The organism is Dyadobacter sp. HNCC25DJ187, from assembly GCF_056895255.1.
Genome location: NZ_JBXHAT010000004.1, coordinates 140,717 through 161,996, shown reverse-complemented (window position 1 = coordinate 161,996; position 21,280 = coordinate 140,717). Strand labels below are relative to the sequence as shown.

General features: G+C 42.1%; 17 protein-coding genes. 11 read left to right on the top strand and 6 right to left on the bottom strand.

The window, feature by feature from the left end:
* Window positions 1-60 precede the first annotated feature (60 nt).
* The 10 genes from AC1XUE_RS24120 (at window position 61) to AC1XUE_RS24075 (ending at window position 12,846) form a co-directional block, all read left to right on the top strand.
* Entirely contained in the window at window positions 61-1,326 is a 1,266-nt protein-coding gene (locus AC1XUE_RS24120) for a sensor histidine kinase (protein WP_483358554.1), read from the top strand.
* A gap of 33 nt (window positions 1,327-1,359) precedes the next feature.
* The gene (locus AC1XUE_RS24115) at window positions 1,360-2,046 is read left to right on the top strand and encodes a response regulator transcription factor (protein ID WP_483358553.1); all 687 of its coding nucleotides are present in this window, start codon (window positions 1,360-1,362) and stop codon (window positions 2,044-2,046) included.
* Window positions 2,047-2,138: 92 nt separating this feature from the next.
* Entirely contained in the window at window positions 2,139-2,378 is a 240-nt protein-coding gene (gene rpmB / locus AC1XUE_RS24110) for a 50S ribosomal protein L28 (protein WP_115832730.1), read from the top strand.
* A gap of 75 nt (window positions 2,379-2,453) precedes the next feature.
* Window positions 2,454-2,960: a 2-amino-4-hydroxy-6-hydroxymethyldihydropteridine diphosphokinase gene (gene folK / locus AC1XUE_RS24105; RefSeq protein WP_483358552.1), complete on the top strand. Its 507-nt coding sequence runs from the start codon at window positions 2,454-2,456 to the stop codon at window positions 2,958-2,960.
* 201 nt (window positions 2,961-3,161) lie between these two features.
* The gene (locus AC1XUE_RS24100) at window positions 3,162-5,534 is read left to right on the top strand and encodes a TonB-dependent receptor (RefSeq protein WP_483358551.1); all 2,373 of its coding nucleotides are present in this window, start codon (window positions 3,162-3,164) and stop codon (window positions 5,532-5,534) included.
* A gap of 1 nt (window position 5,535) precedes the next feature.
* Window positions 5,536-6,462: a DUF4249 domain-containing protein gene (locus tag AC1XUE_RS24095; RefSeq protein WP_483358550.1), complete on the top strand. Its 927-nt coding sequence runs from the start codon at window positions 5,536-5,538 to the stop codon at window positions 6,460-6,462.
* A gap of 86 nt (window positions 6,463-6,548) precedes the next feature.
* On the top strand, window positions 6,549-7,670 hold the full coding sequence (locus AC1XUE_RS24090; RefSeq protein ID WP_483358549.1) for a DmpA family aminopeptidase: 1,122 nt from the start codon (window positions 6,549-6,551) through the stop codon (window positions 7,668-7,670).
* Between the two features lie 84 nt (window positions 7,671-7,754).
* Window positions 7,755-8,135, top strand: coding sequence for a hypothetical protein (locus AC1XUE_RS24085; RefSeq protein ID WP_483358548.1), 381 nt, complete (start codon window positions 7,755-7,757; stop codon window positions 8,133-8,135).
* Between the two features lie 134 nt (window positions 8,136-8,269).
* A complete protein-coding gene (secDF, locus tag AC1XUE_RS24080; RefSeq protein ID WP_483358547.1) occupies window positions 8,270-11,257 on the top strand; it encodes a protein translocase subunit SecDF in 2,988 nt (995 codons plus the stop codon).
* 128 nt (window positions 11,258-11,385) lie between these two features.
* Window positions 11,386-12,846 carry an amino acid permease gene (locus AC1XUE_RS24075; protein WP_483358546.1) on the top strand — a complete coding sequence of 487 codons (1,461 nt, stop codon included), beginning with the start codon at window positions 11,386-11,388 and terminating at the stop codon, window positions 12,844-12,846.
* Window positions 12,847-12,925: 79 nt separating this feature from the next.
* Here the strand turns inward: AC1XUE_RS24075 and lhgO are convergent, their stop codons facing one another.
* From lhgO to recQ, 6 genes are all read right to left on the bottom strand, one after another.
* On the bottom strand, window positions 12,926-14,125 hold the full coding sequence (gene lhgO / locus AC1XUE_RS24070; protein ID WP_483358545.1) for an L-2-hydroxyglutarate oxidase: 1,200 nt from the start codon (window positions 14,123-14,125) through the stop codon (window positions 12,926-12,928).
* Between the two features lie 37 nt (window positions 14,126-14,162).
* Entirely contained in the window at window positions 14,163-15,362 is a 1,200-nt protein-coding gene (locus AC1XUE_RS24065) for an anhydro-N-acetylmuramic acid kinase (RefSeq protein ID WP_483358544.1), read from the bottom strand.
* Between the two features lie 64 nt (window positions 15,363-15,426).
* Window positions 15,427-16,518, bottom strand: coding sequence for a PSP1 domain-containing protein (locus AC1XUE_RS24060; protein WP_483358543.1), 1,092 nt, complete (start codon window positions 16,516-16,518; stop codon window positions 15,427-15,429).
* Window positions 16,515-16,637, bottom strand: coding sequence for a hypothetical protein (locus AC1XUE_RS24055; RefSeq protein ID WP_483358542.1), 123 nt, complete (start codon window positions 16,635-16,637; stop codon window positions 16,515-16,517). The genes AC1XUE_RS24060 and AC1XUE_RS24055 overlap by 4 nt, the downstream gene beginning before the upstream one ends.
* Entirely contained in the window at window positions 16,638-17,927 is a 1,290-nt protein-coding gene (gene purD / locus AC1XUE_RS24050; RefSeq protein WP_483358541.1) for a phosphoribosylamine--glycine ligase, read from the bottom strand.
* Between the two features lie 48 nt (window positions 17,928-17,975).
* A complete protein-coding gene (recQ, locus tag AC1XUE_RS24045) occupies window positions 17,976-20,183 on the bottom strand; it encodes a DNA helicase RecQ (RefSeq protein ID WP_483358540.1) in 2,208 nt (735 codons plus the stop codon).
* A 91-nt stretch (window positions 20,184-20,274) separates the two neighbouring features.
* Here recQ and AC1XUE_RS24040 point away from each other — a divergent pair, with 91 nt between their 5' ends.
* Complete coding sequence (locus tag AC1XUE_RS24040) at window positions 20,275-21,252, top strand: KpsF/GutQ family sugar-phosphate isomerase (protein ID WP_483358539.1); 978 nt, start codon at window positions 20,275-20,277, stop codon at window positions 21,250-21,252.
* The last annotated feature ends 28 nt before the right edge of the window (window positions 21,253-21,280 follow it).

Genomic DNA, 21,280 nt, shown 5'->3' with positions numbered 1-21,280 from the left:
AACACATAAACAAAAGAGCTGTAAACAGTATTTTGGCTCGAACATCAATTTAAATCACGGATGTCGCGTAGAACGATTCAGTTGCTTACTATTTTTTCAGCTTTGCTTATTATCGGTGTGGTGATCACGCAGATATACTGGGTGAAACAAGCCGTTGAACTAAGGCATCGTCAGTTCAATCAGAATGCGCACATTGCACTTCAGGATGTTGCTTCTAAGCTGGCACAAGTGAATGGCGTCATGCAGACCACCAATCCGGTAGAACAGCTTTCTCCAGAATATTTTTTAGTGAATACCAATGCCACCACGCAGCCTGACCTGCTCGAACTTTTTATCAAGGACAGTTTTCAAAAACATAAGCTAATCACAGACTTTGAAGTAGGGATTTATGACTGCACGACCAATCGTATGCGATACGGGATGGCCCTCAGCACAAAAAACAATGAAAAATTTCCTACGGCGACATCCAGCTGGTTCAAAACGGATAAGTATCCCTATTACTTCGGTGTCAGATTTCCTGAACAGGTAACCTATCTGGGAGGCAGTACCAACGGAGCCATCTGGTCATCAGTACTTGTACTCGTGGCAGTCTCATTTTTTGCGTATGCTCTTTTTGTTATTCTCCGGCAGAAACAGTTGTCAGAGGTACAACGTGATTTTGTCAACAACATGACCCATGAGCTCCAAACGCCTATCTCGACCATACGTATTGCCGCCGATGTATTGAATACTGAAACAATTGTGCAGCAACCCGAGCGTCACAACCGATATGTACGTATTGTACAAGAAGAAATATCCCGGTTGCAGGGGCAGGTTGAAATGGTATTGTCAATGGCAAAAGCAGAGCGTAACGCGCTGATATTAAATGAAGAGATTATCAATGTGAATGATGTGATCGCGTCTGTGCTGATGCCTTTTGAAGGTAAGATAACTGTTGTGACAGAAGCACCAAACAGTATTGTAAAAGCAGATCCGTTTCATTTTCGTTGTATGCTGACCAATCTGATTGATAACGCTTTAAAATATTCAAACAGTGACCCACATGTGATTGTAAAAGTGGTCAATAAAAATAATAATCTTGTCCTTTCTGTGCAGGACCAGGGAATGGGAATAGCGCCGGAATTCCAAAAAAAGATCTTTAATCAGTTTTTTAGAATACCTTACGGAGACGTACACAATGTGAAGGGTTTTGGGATAGGCCTGAGTTATGTGAAGCAGATCGTGCGAGCTCATGGCTGGATACTGAATCTGGACAGTGAGCTGGGCAAGGGTAGCACTTTTACCATCACGATTCCCTCCGCCAGATTGATTGCGGATAATGTCTGATTATTGTTGAACTTTTAAATACACTATAAAGCATTGAAAAAGAAAATACTATATGTGGAGGATGATCCCAATCTGGCCTTTGCCACAAAGGATAATCTGGAACAGTTCGATTATGAGATTGTCCACGCTCATGACGGTGTGGAAGCTTTGGATATTTTTGGAAAAGAACATTTTGACATCTGTGTTCTGGATGTGATGCTGCCTAAAATGGATGGTTTTACCCTGGCGGAAAATATCCGAAAAGCGGATAGTCAGGTGCCAATTCTTTTTCTTACTGCGCGGTCATTGGTAGAAGATAAAATAAAAGGACTCCAGCTCGGAGGAGACGATTACGTGACCAAACCTTTCAGTATTGAAGAGTTGCGGTTACGTATCGATGTATTTTTACGGAGAAGTAAATCTGATCAATCTGCGCCTGTAAAATCCGATTCCAATAGGATAGGAAGATATGTTTTCGATTTTCAGAAATTGACTTTATCACTGGATGGAAACCTTCAAACACTCACTTTTCGTGAAGCAGAAGTGCTCAAATACCTTACCGATCGCCCTGATCAGGTCATTAAACGTGACGATTTGCTAAAAGCGATATGGGGTGATAACGACTACTTCATGGGCAGAAGTCTGGATGTATTTATCTCCAGGTTACGCAAATATTTGTCTCAGGATACTGACATCAAAATAGACAATATTCATGGTGTGGGCTTCCGTATGCGGTGGTAATCAGCTTTTTTGTAAAATTTTTTGAGGTAAAACTTGCGGTTCAAAAAAATAGTACGCATATTTGCACCCTCATTTGGAAAAATAGTAAGGTCATGGCTAAGGTTTGTCAAATATCAGGTAAAAGAACTCGTGTTGGAAATAACGTTTCCCACGCTAACAATAAAACTAAACGCAAATTCTTCCCGAATTTGCAGAAGAAGCGTTTCTTCCTTCCTTCAACTGGAGAATGGGTTACGCTTAAAGTAGCAGCATCTGCACTTCGCACTATCAACAAAAATGGTATCGAAGCTACTATTCAAAAATCTTACGAAAAAGGAACACTTACGTTCTAAGAAATTTACGAATTTATTGGAAAGGACTTCTCCTATCGGGAAGTCCTTTTTTTCGTATCCCTTCATGAACCGCTAATGGAACAATCAGGCAAAGTTGTGTATTTACTTTTGGGTTCTAACCTGGGCGACAGGCTGAGTGTATTAGCGCTTGCTTCTGATCACATTAGTGAGCGAATTGGTTCTGTTTTTCATACATCCGGTATATATGAGACTGCACCCTGGGGTGTCACCGATCAGCCCTCGTTTCTCAATCAGGTACTTGTGATACAGACTAGTTACGCTCCGGAAGATGTATTGAGACTTATTTTGGATATTGAACATGAACTGGGCCGTGTTCGGTATGAACGTTGGGGAGCACGTGTGATCGACATCGACATTCTTTTTTATGAAGATATGGTGTTAAACTCAGACCGCCTGACTGTTCCCCATCCTCGTTTGCACGAACGCAGATTCACGCTCATTCCTCTCGTCGAGATAGCTCCGGATCTTATTCATCCGGTTCTGCACAAATCGCTCACCCAGCTATTGGATTCCTGTGCTGACTCCAGCGAGGTAAATGCCCTTTCTGGCAGGAACATATAATTTTTCGCCATATCCTTTGGCGGCAAGGTTCCGCTCATTCCCATTTTTCGATGCTTTATCATTTAATAAGATCTGGTAAGGCTTTTTATGACGTGCTTTACGTTGAATAGTTAGCTGTTTAAGCTAAAATTATTTAGGGTATACGTTCTTTGAGTTGTCAAAGGAATGAAGAAGTCAATTTCACACCACCTAAAATGAGTCATGATTAATAATTTATTGAAAACCTGGCTGAGTATTTTTCTGCTATGTATCAGTCTTACATCCTTTGGACAAGGTAAGCAAACTGTAAGCGGTTATGTAAAGGATGCATCCAATGGCGAGGGACTGATCGGCGTCTCTGTTTATGTCCGGGAAGCTGAAACAGGGGTAGTCACCAATGCTTATGGATTTTATTCTATCACACTACCTGCAGGGGAGTATACACTTGTTTATTCCTATATCGGCTATCAGAAAATAACAAAACCTGTATCTCTGAATGCAGATAAAACGGTAAGCATTGAAATGCAGGATGAAAGCAATGAACTGGCGGAAGTTACCATATCCACCCAAAAGGAAGATGAAAATGTGAAGGGGATTGAAATGTCGGTGAATAAGGTGGAGATGAAAACGATCAAAAAAATGCCGGCACTTTTCGGTGAGGTTGATCTTGTAAGAAGTATTCAGTTACTACCAGGCGTAACAACAGTAGGCGAGGGTGCTTCCGGTTTCAACGTGCGCGGAGGTGATGTATCTCAAAATCTGGTTTTGCTGGACGAAGCTCCTGTTTATAACTCATCCCATTTGTTCGGTTTCTTTTCCGTATTCAATCCTGATGCAGTGAAAGATGTTAAATTAATTAAAGGAGGGATTCCGGCACAATACGGAGGACGTATTTCTTCTATTCTTGATGTAAGAATGAAAGAAGGCAATTCTAAAAAGAGAGAAATTAACGGAGGTTTGGGGACTATCTTTTCACGGCTTACCTATGAACAGCCCTTTGCCGAAGGAAAAGGATCATTCATTGTAGCAGGTCGCCGTTCTTACATTGATGTGCTCGCCAAGCCATTTTTGAATAAGGATCTGCGGGATTCGAAATTCTACTTTTATGATCTTACCGGAAAAGTGAATTATCAGCTTGGTGATAAGGATACATTTTATGCATCAGGTTATTTTGGTAAAGATGTATTTGGTGGCGGAGATTTTGCTTTCGGGTGGGGTAATGCTACAGCAACTGCTCGTTGGAACCACATTTTTTCAAGTAAGCTGTTTATGAATCTGACTGCTTTTTACAGCAATTACGATTATTCACTTGGGCAAAACGTAAACGACGACAAAGCAGCAGATAAGTTCGACTGGAAATCCAAAATCATCAGTACGAGTGTTAAGCCTGATTTTACATATTATCTTACTCCCAATAATCAGATCACCTTTGGTGGCCAGTATATCCGCTATAATTCCCGTCCGGGTACGGCCACTGCCATATCGGAAGGAGAAGAAACGAACATTAGTCAGGATCCTCGCTATGGCGATGAATGGGCTCTGTATGCAGGCAATGAACAAAAGTTAACTGATCGCTTATCATTGCAGTACGGAATAAGATACTCTTATTACAGAAGTCTGGGACCTGGTACGGAGTATGATTTCATACAGGTAAAGGAAGGAGAACGTGAATTTCCTGTAATTCCGGGAAGAACATATGGTAAAGGCGACGTCATCAAATCGTATGGCAATTGGGAACCTCGTTTTGCCTTGAATTTCGGACTATCATCGACCACATCACTCAAGGCAAGCTACAATCGTACGGCCCAGTATCTGCACCTGCTGTCCAATACCGCCGCAAGTTCCCCCTTGGATGTATGGACACTCAGTTCATCACGTATAGCTCCTGAACAGGCAGATCAGGTTGCTTTGGGATGGTTCAAAAATTTCAAAGAAAATACTTACGAAGCTTCTGTAGAGGTATATTATAAGAAGTTGTATAATCAGATTGATTATGTCCCTGGTTCGGAACTACTGCTTAACACATTTGTAGAAGGGGATCTGCTAACAGGAAAAGGACGTGCATACGGAGCTGAATTTTATCTGAAGAAGAATAAAGGAAAGCTCACTGGCTGGATGAGTTATACGCTATCGAGAACAGAAAGGCTTGTTGGGACCATCAATAATGATGAGTGGTTCCCTGCCCGGTTTGATAAGCCACATAACTTCACAACTGTAGCGATATATGAGTTAAAGAAAAGACTTTCGTTGTCAGCCAACTTCACCATTGCATCGGGTACACCTGCAACATTCCCTACAAATGGTTATGGCTGGGGAGGCTGGAAGCTTGGGAATAATTACAATGGTGTAAGAAATAACAACCGCATTCCGGCTTACCACCGTCTCGATCTGGCAGCTACTTTGAAATCAAAAAGAAAGTTATTCGGGTCCGGAGAAGGTGAATGGGTTTTCTCGGTATACAATGTGTACAATCGCCGCAACCCGTTCTCGGTCTATACCAGAGCAAATGAAGACAATCCGCTTAGAGCAGAAGCTGTTCGTTACTCTGTGATTGGCAGTATGATACCTGCTATTACCTACAATTTTAAGTTTTAAAATGATGAAAAATATATCTGTAGTGCGACACATCCTTTTAGGTATTTTTCTTTTTGGAGCCGTTCTGAGCCTTTCAGGATGTGAAGATGTAATTGATCTGCAAACTGCAACCGGGCCGTCACAATTGGTTGTAGATGGATGGATAACCAATCAGCCTGGTCCTCAATCTATACAACTAAGCTGGTCGGGGGCTTATTTTGATAATAACAAGCCTAAACCTGTAACCGGAGCTGAGGTAACTGTGACGGATAACCTGGGTACGGTTTATACTTTTAAGGATCTGGCTAACGATGGGAATTATGTATGGGGCACAACAAAGGATACATTAGGGCATATTGGCCGAACATATACTTTGAAAATTCAAAACCAGACAGATGTCTTTACCGCTGTAAACCAGATTAAACGTGTCCCTAGTGTAGATTCTATCGTTTATCAAAAAGAGAAATTGCCTTTTAAGCCTGATAAAGGTCCTCAGGAAGGATTTGTTGCTTCTTTTTATGCGAGAGACTTTACCGGACCTGGAGATACCTACTGGATCAAACCAGTGGTACGCGGTAAAGCTACTGTGGCAAGACCTACTAATATTTCTACTGCTTATGACGCTGCTTTCAGCGCAGGTGCGCCTTCCGATGGCCTGATCTTTATTTTGCCACTTCGCCAGGCTATTACGGTTGATTCACTGTATTCTGCAGGAGCTAGTGTAGGAGTAGAGTTACACAGTATTACGCTGGAGGCTTTCAATTTTTTGAATCAGGTGCGTGAGCAAGCGTCAAACGGTGGACTTTTCGCAACGCCTATTGTGAATATCAGATCCAATGTTATCAATGCAGATCCTAAGGGCGTGAAGGCATTGGGTTATTTCGGTGCCTCCGCGGTAAGCAGAATGGAAACAACCATTGATCCTGCCAAGGCCCGGCCAGAAGACTGAACAATCCAAAAACATTAAATAGAACCACCCTTACAATCTCAGGGGTGGTTTCTTCGTATATGAGCTAAAATATTTTCCCTGCTTCTATGAAAAGGCTTTTTGTATTGATTTTGCTTTGTCTGACAATGGTTTCTCAGGCGCAGCAACGCCCGCGTGAATCGGGGATAAAAATTGGTGTCTTACCAACTGGTGCTTTAAACGCTATTACGGATGTAGAAGGAGTGAAGGTGGGACAAATTACCTTGCTGGAAGGCGATAATATCCGTACAGGTGTCACTGCGATCCTGCCACATTCGGGAAATATATTTCAGCAAAAAGTACCAGCAGCTATTTACATTGGTAACGGATTTGGAAAGCTGGCCGGATACTCGCAGGTGGAAGAACTTGGTTCATTGGAAACACCGATCGTACTTACTAATACACTAAGCGTTCCTGTTGCTTCCGATGCACTGATTGACTGGACGCTTGGACAGGCAGGGAATGAAAATGTACGATCTGTTAATCCTGTGGTAGGAGAAACCAATGACGGAAATCTGAACGACATCAGAAGCAGGTATGTGAAAAAGGAACATGTATTGAATGCGCTTGCACAGGCCGTTGGCGGAGAAGTACAGGAAGGAAATGTAGGAGCAGGAACAGGCACAGTTTGCTTCGGATGGAAAGGTGGAATCGGAACTTCTTCAAGAAAACTTCCTCAAAAACTGGGAGGATATACGGTGGGTATATTGGTTCAAAGTAATTTCGGAGGTGTACTTAAAATCGATGGTGTTCCCATCGGGACGGAACTGGGGCAGTATGCTTTCAAAGAATCGCTGGATAAATCATCAGATGGATCCTGTATGATGGTACTGGCTACGGATGCCCCTTTGGATGCCCGAAACCTAAAAAGGCTTGCAAAAAGGGTGATGCTTGGAATGGCGCAAACGGGTGGTATAGCTGCGAACGGAAGTGGAGATTATGTGATCGCCTTTTCCACAGCGAACCGGATCTTACATGAAGCTCCTCAACCTACCTCTGGTGCTACTTACCTGCACAACGATTATGTCTCTCCACTTTTTATGGCAGCCATGGAGGCAACAGAAGAAGCTATCGTCAATTCCTTGATGATGGCAAAAACCAGTTCAGGAACTCAGGGGCGCAAGATAGAAGAGCTTCCTAAGGATAAAGTACTTGAAATAATGGGGCGCTACGGAAGGCTCAAAAAATAGTCGCAGATTAAAATAAGTGCCTGATATTTGCGATTGTAATATTTTACGTTAAAATTTGCGGTTTGTTAGAAGAAATACAAAGACGTGGAAACCAGAAGCTTTATAAATCAGGCAATTACTTTACTCATGGCAGCCATGCTTCTCATGGTCGCTGGTGTAAGGTCCTGGGATGCGGAGCAAACGTTTTTTAAAGCAGACAAAACTTTATTGTCTGATAGTGCCGACGAGGATACTGCCAAGGCTCCGGTTGGAGATCAGGCGAAGGTTAGTTCACTTTCCCTCAATGCGGTAATTACTCCCGCAATTTCATTCGACTTTTATCAGTACTTTTATTTTCTTCCTTCCGCTATCTGGAGTTACGAACTAAAAGAGGTCGTTTCCGAGATAACTTACACCGAGACTACGTATCTGCTTTCCTGCTTCAACAGGATTTTTGGCCGTTATATAGTCACCAACGCTCCCTGATCCTTAGGGTATTTCATTTCTGTTTATAAGTTATATTTTAGATAGTAAAGTAATAGTACTGTCTGGTAACACTATAACATCAGGCGTTTTTTACGCTTCCATTTCTTGTAAATAACAATCAATTTATAATACCGATGACCAATAAAAATGGAGTAATTGGGCTAACCCTTGTACTCGCCCTTATCAGTGTGTATTATCTTTCCTTTACGTTCGTTTCGCGTAATATTAAAGGTAAGGCAGAAACCTACGCCACCGGTGCCGATGGCAAAGTAGATGTTTCCAAAAAGCAACATTACATTGATTCTCTGTGGAGAGAAGATGTATATCTGGGACAAACCCTTCAGGAGGTAATGGAACGTGAGCTTAGTCTCGGTCTTGACCTTCAGGGCGGTATGCACGTAGTACTTGAAGTTTCTCCGGTAGACATTCTGAAAGGAATGGCAGGAGGAAATGCACGTAGTGCAGCTTTCCAGCAAGCGCTTAAAAAAGCAGGTGAAGACAAAAAAGCGAGCAATAGTACTTTTATCAACCTTTTTGTAAAAGCGTTTAAAGAAGCTGCTCCGAATACAAGTCTAGCCAGTGTATTTGCAAATAGTGCCAACCGTGGAAAGATCAACAGTACTTCTTCGGACAGTGATGTGATCAAAATGCTGAACACAGAGGTGGATAGCTCTATCGAACGTGCATTGCAGATTACGCAGGCTCGTATAGATAAATTTGGTGTAACCAACCCGAACATTCAGCGTTTACCAGGTAAAAACCAGATTCTTGTTGAGCTTCCTGGTGTTGATAACCCTGAGCGTGTACGTCGGCTTTTGTCAGGTGCTGCAAAACTTGAATTCTCTGAAGTATACCTGACCAATGAATTGGCTTCAGGATTGGATCAATTAGGAAGGTATCTGTCTAAGCAGGCGGAAATTGAAAAAGCATCCGCAAAAACTCCTGCTACTACAGCTGCCGCTACTACAGACACAACAAAGAAAACAGGATTGAGCGGATTGGCTGCTCAACTTGAACAGAAAGGTACGGATTCTACACAAACTGATTCGTCTGCGCTTGCAGCTCAAAGTGCAGCATTGACAAACCTGTTTGTTCCGATGCCACAAGGTTTGGGCGTGTATATGAAAGATACAGCACGTGCGAACGAAATTCTTGCTCGTCCTGAGGTAAGATCTTTCTTCCCTGCTGACCTGGTGTTTATGTGGGATCGTAAAGGAATGGATGGTGCAAACAACCAGTTAATCTTGCCTCTATACTTCATCAAGAAAAGTAACGGTCAGGCTGCTATGGAAGGTGACGTGATCGTTGATGCAAATCATGACTACGATGATCGTGGTCGTCCGGAAGTAACGATGCGTATGAACGGAGAAGGTGCACGTAAATGGAAAACACTTACTGCCAGAAGCATTGGTCGTCCGGTTGCAATTATCATTGACAACCTCGTTTATACAGCTCCAACTGTACAAGGCGAAATTCCAAATGGTAACTCAAGTATCACTGGTAACTTTACTGTAGAAGAGACAAAAGATATGTCGAATGTGTTGAAAGCAGGTAAACTTCCTGCTCCGACACATATTGTTGAAGAAGCCGTTGTAGGTTCTACGCTGGGTGCTGAAGCTATCTCACAAGGTGTATGGTCTTCAATAGTAGGTTTGGTGATCGTATTGGTGTTCATGGTTGCTTATTACAGCAAAGCCGGTTGGATCGCCGATTTGGCACTTTTTATCAACCTTTTCTTCCTATTGGGTATCATGGCTTCTTTGGGAGCGGTATTGACACTTTCCGGTATTGCGGGTATTGTGTTGACAATTGGTACTGCGGTGGATGCGAACGTACTTATTTATGAAGGTATTAAAATTGAAATTGAAGAAGGTAAGCCTTATAAGCAAGCAGTAGTAGATGGTTTCAAAAACTCTCTTTCAGCGATCATTGACTCCAATGTAACTACCTTCCTGACAGGTATTATTCTTTATGTATTTGGTACTGGTTTGGTATTAGGTTTTGCGACTACCCTGTTGATCGGTTTAGTGACTTCCTTCTTTACAGCGGTATTCATCACAAGATTGATTCTTGAAAAACAAAGCGAAGCGGGTCACGTATTCAAGTTCTATTCAGGGCTGACTAAAAACTGGTTCAAGGATAACAACTTTGATTTTATCTCTCAGCGTCGTCGTTTCTATGTGATCTCTACCATCGTTATCGTGATTGGTATAGGTTCCTTTATTTTTAAAGGTTTTGGATTAGGTATCGACTTCAAAGGAGGACGTTCTTACATCGTTCGTTTCGAGCAATCTGTAGAAACGGATGATCTTCGTACTGCAATGGATGAGGTTTTAGGAGCTCCGACTGAGATCAAAACTTACGGAGGTTTTGACCAGGTAAAAATCACTACGCCTTATCTGATCGAGGATACATCACCTGATGCGGATAAAAAAGCGGAAGCGAAAATTCTTGAAGGAGCAGCCATGTTGAAAGGCAATCCGGCAACGATTGTCAGCTATTCGAAAGTGGGGCCGACGATGGCGTTTGATACCATGATCTCAGCTGTATATGCTGTATTATTAGCCCTTGCTGTCAACTTCGTTTATATTTTCATTCGATTCAGAAGACTTGCATTTAGTTACGGTGCAATTGTATCTCTGTTCCACGATGTAATTATCCTTCTGGCAGTGTACTCGCTGTTCAATGGATGGTTACCATTCTCATTGGATATTGACCAGGCATTTATCGGTGGTATTCTAACAATGATTGGTTACTCAATGAATGATACCATTGTAATATATGACCGTATCAGGGATTATATGAATGAAAACAAAAGTAAAGGTGAAAGTCTTTCGACTGTCATCAACAATGCCCTGAACAGTACATTGAGCCGTACGGCCGTTACCGGTATTTCGGTAATCCTTGTACTTCTTGTACTGATGATATTCGGTGGTGTTGTATTGCGCGGATTTACTTTCTGTATGTTACTTGGGGTAATTGTAGGTACATATTCTTCACTTTTTGTGTCTGCACCGATCGTGGTTGACCTGCTGCAAAAAGATAGCGCAAGGGAAGCACTTAAGATGGCGACAGAAGAAGTTGCTCAGCCTGCAGCCATCGGTAAAAAACTGAAAGCATAATAAATAGAGGATAATAGGGGGAAAGTACTTTACTTTCCCCCTTTTTTATTCTGCTATAGCGTATACTTAGCAAATTTTATTTTAGTTTTAAGGTACGATGGTCAAATAACTACGATAAAGAACACTTTATGGCAAATCAACTTTGGCTGAAGAAGCCTATTGAAAAATTATTAAAAGAATCTACAGGAGAGGAAAATCAGTTAAAAAGATCATTAGGATCTGCAAGTCTTGTTGCGTTAGGTATTGGTGCCATCATCGGAGCTGGCCTTTTCTCACTCACAGGTATCGCAGCTGCTGAGCACTCGGGACCAGCTGTAACCATTTCATTTATTCTGGCGGCGGTTGGTTGTGGTTTTGCAGGCCTTTGCTATGCTGAGTTTGCGTCTATGATCCCGATTGCAGGTAGTGCCTATACTTACTCTTATGCAACAATGGGAGAATTTGTGGCATGGATTATTGGGTGGGATCTGGTGCTTGAATATGCACTGGGAGCGGCTACCGTATCTGTGAGTTGGTCCCGTTACCTGCTCGAGTTTTTAAGTAAATTTGATATTCATTTGCCAGCTCAGCTAGTTTGCTCTCCTTTTGAAGTTTTGAAGTTGAGCGATGGTACCATCATTGACAATGGTATCGTAAACCTTCCTGCAATCTTAATCGTATGCGCATTATCCCTGCTCCTGATCAGAGGAACAGAGGGATCAGCTTTCCTAAATAACCTCTTAGTAGTATTAAAAGTGGCGGTAGTATTGGTGTTCATCGCTTTGGGATGGAGCCATATCGATCCACAAAATTATGTTCCTTATATCCCTGAAAATACAGGAAATTACGAAAACTTCGGATGGAGTGGAATTGCAACCGGTGCGGCTGTTGTATTTTTTGCCTTCATTGGGTTTGATGCGGTATCAACTGCTGCTCAGGAAGCTAAAAATCCTCAGAAAGGAATGCCGATAGGTATTCTTGGTTCGCTGGTTATTTGTACAATTCTATATATTCTTTTTGCTCACGTAATGACGGGGCTTGTAAACTATACTGAGTTTGCTAATGATGCCAAACCTGCTGCAACTGCATTTGCCAAAACAGGTTATGACAGCCTCCAGACTGGTTTGATTGTTGCAATTCTTGCAGGTTATACGTCCGTTATGCTGGTAATGCTTTTAGGTCAGAGCCGTGTATTCTACTCTATGAGTAAAGATGGCTTGTTGCCAAAATTCTTTAGCCAGATTCACCCTAAATTCAGTACTCCTTATAAAACCAACATGTTCTTCATGGCATTTGTGAGCATATTTGCCGGACTTGTTCCTGTGAGTGATTTAGGCCATATGGTTAGTATCGGAACACTGTTCGCTTTTGCACTGGTTTGTGTGGGTGTATGGATGTTGCGCGTAAAGAGACCTGATATTCACCGTTCATTCCGTACGCCACTTGTCCCATTCGTTCCAATCATGGGTATAGTGGTTTGTTGCTATCTGATGTATTCATTACCTATCGAAAGCTGGTACCGTCTGGCTGTATGGCTTGCGATTGGATTTGCTATTTACTTTGGATACGGCAAGAAAAATAGTAAGCTCGGAAAAGAGAATAATCTTTAACTGATAATAACCTATAAGAAAATCCCCTCATTTGCAGATTGCAGTGAGGGGATTTTCTTATAATATGGTACATCTTTCCCTACATTCTGGCAAGTACTCTTTCAGATATAGTTTGTCCGATAGACAGTGAAGAGGTAGCCGCAGGTGAAGGAGCATTACATACATTGATAGCGCCCTTATTTTCGATGATAGAGAAGTCATCCAGTAGTCCGCCATCATAATCGCAGGCCTGTGCACGCACGCCTGCTCCGCCGGGAATCAGGTCATTTTCCTGAATATCTGGTATCAGCTCCTGCAAGGCTTTGGTAAATGCTGCTTTGGAAAATGAACGGTAATATTCGCCCATTCCTGTTTTCCAGTATTTGGCCGCTACCTTTCTGAAGCCAGGCCAGGCAAGTGATTCCATCATTTCAGAAATATTGATATCCGTTTTTTTATAACCTTCTCTTTTGAACGCAAAGACCGCATTTGGCCCGGCCTCAATACCTCCTTCGATCATCCTTGTAAAATGTACACCTAAGAACGGAAAATTAGGATCCGGGACAGGATAAATCAGGTTTTTCACGAGATGGTGCTTCTCAGGACGGATTTTATAGTATTCTCCACGGAAGGGTATAATCCGGACTTTAATATCATCCGTTTGCGTAAGCTGTGCTACTTTGTCAGAGTATAGGCCGGCGCAGTTCACCACCAGACGACCCTGGAAGACTTTCCCGGAATCCGAAATCACCTCAGAGTAAGATCCCTGATTCTTAATCCCTACAACCCGCTCTCCAAAATGGATATCACCATCGGCTTTCAGTAAGCATTCAGCATACTTCTCGGATACAGCTTTGTAGTCAATAATGCCAGTATAAGGAACCCAGATTCCTTCAACACCTTTGACGTGTGGCTCTATTTCTTTTATTTCCGAGGCTGAAATCATCCTGTTTTTTACCAGGCCGTTTTGTATGCCTCGTTCATACAAATTGCGAAGAAGAGGCTTTTGCTCTTCGCTTGTAGCAACGACAATCTTACCACAAAGGTCAAAAGGAACTCCTTCTTTTTCACAAAAGTTGATTAGCATTTCATAGCCGCGAATACAATTGGTGGCTTTCAGGCTTCCCGGTTTATAGTACAATCCGGAGTGTATAACACCGCTGTTGTGTCCTGTCTGGTGTTTGGCTACTTCGTTTTCCTTTTCTAAAACAAGGACCTTCAAGGAAGGCTTTTGTTCTTTGACACGTAAAGCTGTGGCCAGGCCAACGATTCCTCCGCCGATTACAATTATATCATGCATGAAATGTATAGAATCTGTTTAAAGTACAAAGATAGAACTAACCTGGAAACGATATTTTGCCCATAGTTACAAGTGGTACTCCGCTACTTGATTTGAAGGTGTCACTTGCTCCTGCCACTGCCTCATTGGCCAGCATGGCAAATAAGACAGCCTCTTTTGCATCTCCTGAGATACCGAGCGTATCCAGGGATTCTAAGGAATAGTCTGGCAATTTTTTCCGTATTGCCTCCATGAGCACCGGGTTATGTGCACCGCCTCCGCTTACAAAAATATGGTAAGACTCCTGTTTGTTAACTATTTTTCTGATGGCATCCGTGATGGTATCAGCACTCAGTCGGGTTAATGTAGCAATAAGGTCAGCCGGGGCAATATCAGAGAGACCCAGGCGTGCCATTGACTGCTCTACATAAGATATACTGAACACTTCCGGACCGGTTGTTTTTGGAAAAGATGCATCAAAGAATGGTAAATCTTTGAGAGCATTTAGGAGAACTTCATTGATAGACCCTTGCTTTGCAGTTTCTCCATCAGCGTCATAAGGTTTATCAAAATACTTTCTCATATATGCATCGATGAGCGTATTGCCCGGACCTGTATCTGTCGTGAAAACAGGTTGATTACTTGTGTCAGAAGCAGGTAAAAGCGTAAAGTTCGCAATCCCACCCATATTAAGTAAAATTCGGTTTTCTCCTTTTTTGGAGAAAAGAAAATAATCCCCGTATACGGCCAATGGTGCACCTTCTCCACCAGCGGCAATATGTTTTTGCCGGAAATCACTTAATGTAATGATACCGGTTAAAACCGAGATGTGATCGCCATCTCCTATCTGCAGTGTAGCATTTGGGAAATCCGGTAATTGATGTTGACTGCTTGGTGCATGATATACAGTCTGCCCGTGACTGGCAATCAGATCTACCTGTGCGGGATCTACATTCCATAACTTTAAGCATTTGAGAATCATGTTACTGTGCTCAATGCCTATAAATGGATGAAGGACACACAAATGCTGAAAGTCAATCTCCTTTTTGGCAAATACCTTACGTATTTGTTCACGAAATTCCTCGGTGTAGGTTACTGTGGCAAAATGCTCTACCCGGATTTCTGTATTTGTACCGCTGTTTTCGATATTACACAACACTACATCTAGTCCGTCGAGGGATGTTCCGGACATAAGCCCGATAATTCTTCTGGAACTTTTATTGGCGATAGCATGCAGCTTTTCTATGTGCTGTTTCATACTGAGGATTGGGTAAATAAAAAGTCAGGTTTTGAAGAATACTTCTTGGCCTGACTTTTCTTTTTTAACCTGCCTTCGTTGGAGAAGGAGCTGCTTGCGGTTTGTTATTGTTGTTGCTACGATTCCGTGGCTTATTCTTTTTCTTCTTTTTCTTCTTTTGTTCTTCGCTGTATTTGCGATCAAGGTTTTCGAGGTCGCTGTTCAGCTTTTGAGGTACCTTTTCTGCCGCAGCAGGTTCTGGTGTCAGGATTTCCAGCGACTCGGGAATAATGTTGTTTTTGTTCAGTTCAACAATTTCCAACACTTTGCTGATGGCGACAGGATACCAGTTTGTATCTTTTTCAAAGCCAAACCACATGATCTTCTTGAAAATATCTGTCTTCTGAAGTGTGGCGATACCTTTTTTAGTTTTTAAAGGAGCTTCTACAGTAGGAATATCCCTCAAAGCATCGATATAAGTTTCGAGCTCATAGTTAAGGCAACATTTCAATCTTCCACACTGTCCTGAAAGTTTAGCAGGATTTAGCGACAGGTTTTGATATCTGGCGGCAGAAGTTGATATGTTTTTAAAATCAGTCAACCACGTAGAGCAGCATAATTCTCTTCCACAGGATCCCAGCCCACCAAGTCTGCTGGCTTCCTGCCTGAGACTGATCTGCCGCATTTCAATGCGTACCTTAAACTCAGAAGCAAGAGATTTAATGAGCTCCCGGAAATCAACTCTTTCCTCAGAAGAATAGTAGAACGTGGTTTTGGTATTGTCGGATTGAAATTCAACGTCAGAAAGCTTCATATTGAGTTTCATCTCACGAATAATTTCACGCGTACGGTAAAGCGTTGGCATTTCACGTGCTAAAGCTTGCGTATGCTTATCGAGATCTTTTTCGTTAGCCACTCTGTATATGACGTGCAGATCATCGCTGATCACCACACCTTTACGTTTCATTTGCAATCGAACAAGTTCACCCTGAAGAGAAACAGTTCCGATGTGCTGGCCTGATGCCATCTCACACACCACGTAATCTCCTGTAATGAATTCCAGCTGATTTATATTTCTGAAATACTCTTTTCTTCCTCCCTTGAATTTAACTTCTACAACATCGAAGCGCTGACTGGTCGGAACATCCATGTTGCTCAACCAGTCAAATACATTCATTTTATTACATCCACCTGTACCACAAGTGCCGTTACTTCCACATCCGGATACTGCCGACCCACCGGTACTGCATCCTCCGGACGAACATGATCCACATCCCATAGCGTAATTCTCCTCATCTAATCGTTATAACGAATTAAATCCATACCAATGTCGTGCCTGAAATATTTGCCTTCATATTGAATCACCTGCGCAGCGCGCTGAGATTTATGAACAGCATTTTCAAGAGAATTTGCCATGCCTGTCATAGCCATCACACGTCCTCCATTCGTCACGACTTCGGTATTTGCATTAAAAGTAGTACCGGCATGGAAAAGCTGGACGTCTTCCACCTTTTCACTTCCGGTAATAACCTTTCCTTTTTCATAATCGCCAGGATATCCACCTGATACCAATACAGTGGTAACCGCTACCTGAGGCGAAATTTTTATATCAAAATCATTCAAGGTCCCTTTTGCAGTTGATGCCATCAACATAGCAAAGTCAGATTGTATGCGTGGTAAAACGACTTCAGTCTCAGGATCGCCCATACGTACATTGTACTCAATTACATAAGGCTCTCCTTTGATGTTCATCAAACCGATAAAGATAAATCCTACATACTTGACACCTTCCCTATTCAGTCCCTGTAAAGTAGGTTTAACAACTTTTTCTTCTACTTTGCGAAGGAAGTTACTATCCGCAAAGCTAACCGGTGATACTGCCCCCATTCCGCCGGTGTTGAGTCCGGTATCGTTTTCACCAATTCTCTTATAATCTTTCGCCTCTGGCAATATTTTGTAATTTTCGCCATCTGTCAGAACAAACACAGATAGCTCAACACCTTTTAAGAACTGCTCCACAACTACTTTGTTGCCGGCTGCACCAAACTTTCCGTCTACAAGCATTTCATTAAATGCTTCTACTGCCTCCGAATGTTTTTCAGCAATGATCACTCCTTTTCCTGCTGCCAGCCCGTCTGCTTTCAAAACAATCGGAAGTGGCAAAGTTTCAAGGTATTCCAGTCCGATTGCCAATGTATCAGCTGTAAATGTTCTTGAAGATGCAGTCGGAATTCCATACTTCTGCATGAAATTTTTCGAAAAATCCTTACTGCCTTCCAGTTGGGCTCCTGCCTTATTAGGACCGATCAGTTTAATTTTTGCAAGATCCGGCCGTGATTCAAAGTAGTCAACAATCCCGTTAACGAGGGGCTCTTCAGGTCCAACGATAATCAGTTCGATGCTGTGCTCCAAAGCAGCTTGTGCTACCTCTTCAAAATCATTGTAAGAAATTGGAATATTGGTAGCAACCAAAGCTGTTCCTGCATTCCCAGGAGCTACAAACAAATTATCACAAAGGGTGCTTTGAGCAATTTTCCAAGCAAAAGCATGCTCTCTGCCTCCTGAACCTAATATAAGTATATTCATAGTAAATTGTAAATTTTGGCAATTAACACTTTAAAAATCAGGATATTATTAATTTGCCAATTCAGATAAAAACTTGATTCTCACCAATCTCAATTCTTCTTCAGGGATATCATCGTTTGAAAACTCATGGAGCGCAGCTGCAATATTATCAGTTTCTGCTGTCATAAAATAATCATAGATATCTTGCTGACGTTCACGATCAATAACCTGATTAATATAATAGTCAAGATTTAACTTGGTGCCTGAGTAACAAATATGTTCTACCTCTTCGATGATTTCTGATAAAGCCAGATTTTTGACTTCGGCAATTTCATCAAGGCTCACTTTTCTGTCAACCTGTTGTATAATATATATTTTTATTTTCGACTTATTAACAGTCGATTTAATGACAACATCTTTTGCCGTTTCTATCTCATTTTCTTCAACGTATCGCGTGATCAGATCAATAAACTGACGCCCGAATTTTTGAACCTTACCCATCCCGACTCCGTTAATCTGAGCCATTTCCTGCTGCGTAGTAGGATAGGTAGTAGCCATTTCTTCCAAAGACGGATCCTGGAAAATAACGAATGGCGGAAGATTTTTCTCTTTCGCAACCTTTTTTCTGAGTGCTTTAAGCATACCCAGTAAGGCTTCGTCATAGGCGTGTGCGCTACCTGTGCCTGCTTCTTTTTCGTCGTCTTCTGATTTTACCTCTTCTTCTTCAAAGTTATGATCTTTTTGAAAAGTTACTGGATACGGATCGTTGAGATAAGCCCGACCTTTTTCACCAATTTTTATAATACCATAATTCTCAACGTCTTTTTCAAGATAATTCAGAATGACGAGCTGACGAATGGCCGAGATCCAGTATTCTTTTGATTCATTCAGTTCAAGGCCTTTGCCATAAACATCCAGTTTATTGTGCTCGTAACTCTTCACATACTGGTTATCGGTTGCCGTGATCAGATCCGCAATGTGTTCGCCGTCAAATCTCTGCTCGGTCTGACTAACAGCATTGAGTATCAACACAACTTCATCCTGAACTTTGGACTTTTCTGTTGGTTTCACACAGTTGTCACAGAAGCCACAATCCTTATCCAAATATTCTCCGAAGTAACTCAGCAACTGCCTGCGGCGGCAAACACCTAAGGTAGAATAGGCAACCATTTCATTCAACAAATGGCGTGCATTATCCCGTTCGGTTACTGTTTTGTCTTTATTAAACTTCTCCAGCTTCTGGATGTCGTCATAGCTGTAGAACATCAGGCAGTTTCCTTCCAGTCCATCTCGTCCGGCTCTTCCTGTTTCCTGATAGTAACCTTCCAAGGATTTAGGAACATCGTAGTGAATAACAAACCTTACATCCGGCTTATCTATCCCCATTCCGAAAGCGATTGTCGCCACAATGACGTCACACTCCTCATTCAGAAAAGCATCCTGATTACCCATTCTTGTGTTACTGTCAAGGCCTGCGTGATAGGGTAAAGCACGCACATCATTCACTGACAGTAACTCTGCTACTTCTTCCACCGTTTTACGGCTCAGACAGTATACAATACCTGATTTGCCCTTATTATTACGGACGTAGCGTATCAGTTGTTTTTTTGTATCCTTCTTAGGACGGATTTCGTAGTAAAGATTTTTTCTATTGAATGAGGATTTAAAGGTTTCTGCTTCCTCCATCTGGAGGTTTTTACGAATATCCTGCTGAACCTTCGGTGTTGCGGTGGCTGTCAGCGCGATGATAGGCAAGTTGCCAATATTTTCTATAATCCCATAGATTCTTCTGTATTCAGGCCGGAAATCATGTCCCCATTCAGAAATACAGTGTGCTTCGTCAATAGCAACGAACGAGATTTTAACCTTCTTTAGAAAATCAAGGTTATCTTCTTTTGTAAGTGACTCAGGAGCAATGTAAAGTAATTTAAGACTTCCGTCCAGTGCATCACTTTTTACACGCGTCATTTCACCCTTGGTGAGGGTAGAATTGAGAAACTGAGCATTAACACCAAAAGCTGTTAACTGGTCCACCTGATTTTTCATCAGGGCAATAAGAGGAGAAATAACAATGGTTAACCCATCACTGACAAGAGCTGGTAGTTGATAACAGAGCGATTTGCCCGCTCCTGTTGGCATAATTACAAACGTATTCTTTCCCAGGAGAATGTTTTGAATGATAATCTCCTGCTCCCCTCTGAACTGACTGTATCCAAAAATTTCTTTAAGTCTTTCTTTTAACGTGTCTAAAACGACAGTATCAACTTTTTTTACCATACTCTCTCAACAAAATGGTTATCCCAAACTTCTCTATCTTTGTTTTTTGATGAATAATACAATTGGTCCCCAATAAAACTGTGTTTCAGATTTGAAATTACTAAAAAATATTCAGTCCATAGCAAAAGAAGTGATACGGAAAGAAGCCACAGCAGTTCATAATTTGATTGAGAGGATTGATGATGAATTTGAAAAGTGTGTGAACCTCATTCTCAACTCGGGAGGACGGGTGGTCGTATCCGGAATTGGTAAGAGTGCAATAGTAGGGCAGAAGATAGTTGCGACACTGAATTCTACCGGTACACCTGCTCTTTTTATGCACGCCGGAGATGCAATACATGGTGACTTAGGAATGATCCAGCATAATGATGTTGTAATGGTCATATCGCGTAGCGGAGATACATCTGAAATCAAAGTACTTATTCCGTTGTTGAAAAGAACAGGTGTGAAAGTCATCGCTATGCTTAGTAACCGGGATTCTTATCTGGGAAGAAATGCGAATTTAGTCCTTCATGCTTATGCCCCGCAGGAGGCAGATCCGCTTAATCTGGCTCCCACTACAAGTACTACCGTAACCATGGCCTTAGGAGATGCACTGGCGATTTGTTTACTTGAAGCGAGAGGTTTTACACATGAAGATTTTGCAAAATACCATCCTGGCGGTTCATTGGGTAAGCGACTATATCTAAAGGTTTGTGATATTTATCCGAACAACGCGCTACCGGTTGTTTCAGAAACGGCAACACTCCACGAAATCATTCTTGAAATTACATCTAAGAGACTTGGAGCAACTTCGGTGGTGAATGCCACGGACGGGTCTATGGCTGGTATCATTACAGATGGTGACCTTCGCAGAATGCTTAATGAACATTCCGGAGTAGTTTTGCCAGGACTGAAAGCCGCTGATATTATGACGGCTAATCCTATTTCAGTGGGGCCAGACGAGTACGCTGTAAATGCTTTGGAAATGATGCAGTCAAAATGTATAACCCAGGTTGTTGTTGTGGAAAAAAAACAGGTGCTGGGTTTTGTGCACCTGCATGATCTTCTCAGAGAGGGCCTTGTATAAAGAAGAACCCTCTCTCTGCATCCGAAAT

Bases quoted from the DNA above. Each gene is read 5' to 3' on its own strand.
- AC1XUE_RS24055 (WP_483358542.1), bottom strand. From the start codon at position 16,637: ATGAGGAGAATTACGCTATGGGATGTGGATCATGTTCGTCCGGAGGAT.
- AC1XUE_RS24090 (WP_483358549.1), top strand. From the start codon at position 6,549: ATGAAAAGGCTTTTTGTATTGATTTTGCTTTGTCTGACAATGGTTTCT.
- folK (WP_483358552.1), top strand. From the start codon at position 2,454: ATGGAACAATCAGGCAAAGTTGTGTATTTACTTTTGGGTTCTAACCTG.
- AC1XUE_RS24095 (WP_483358550.1), top strand. From the start codon at position 5,536: ATGATGAAAAATATATCTGTAGTGCGACACATCCTTTTAGGTATTTTT.
- AC1XUE_RS24065 (WP_483358544.1), bottom strand. From the start codon at position 15,362: ATGAAACAGCACATAGAAAAGCTGCATGCTATCGCCAATAAAAGTTCC.
- recQ (WP_483358540.1), bottom strand. From the start codon at position 20,183: ATGGTAAAAAAAGTTGATACTGTCGTTTTAGACACGTTAAAAGAAAGA.
- AC1XUE_RS24120 (WP_483358554.1), top strand. From the start codon at position 61: ATGTCGCGTAGAACGATTCAGTTGCTTACTATTTTTTCAGCTTTGCTT.
- lhgO (WP_483358545.1), bottom strand. From the start codon at position 14,125: ATGCATGATATAATTGTAATCGGCGGAGGAATCGTTGGCCTGGCCACA.
- AC1XUE_RS24100 (WP_483358551.1), top strand. From the start codon at position 3,162: ATGATTAATAATTTATTGAAAACCTGGCTGAGTATTTTTCTGCTATGT.
- rpmB (WP_115832730.1), top strand. From the start codon at position 2,139: ATGGCTAAGGTTTGTCAAATATCAGGTAAAAGAACTCGTGTTGGAAAT.
- AC1XUE_RS24060 (WP_483358543.1), bottom strand. From the start codon at position 16,518: ATGAATGTATTTGACTGGTTGAGCAACATGGATGTTCCGACCAGTCAG.
- secDF (WP_483358547.1), top strand. From the start codon at position 8,270: ATGACCAATAAAAATGGAGTAATTGGGCTAACCCTTGTACTCGCCCTT.
- purD (WP_483358541.1), bottom strand. From the start codon at position 17,927: ATGAATATACTTATATTAGGTTCAGGAGGCAGAGAGCATGCTTTTGCT.
- AC1XUE_RS24075 (WP_483358546.1), top strand. From the start codon at position 11,386: ATGGCAAATCAACTTTGGCTGAAGAAGCCTATTGAAAAATTATTAAAA.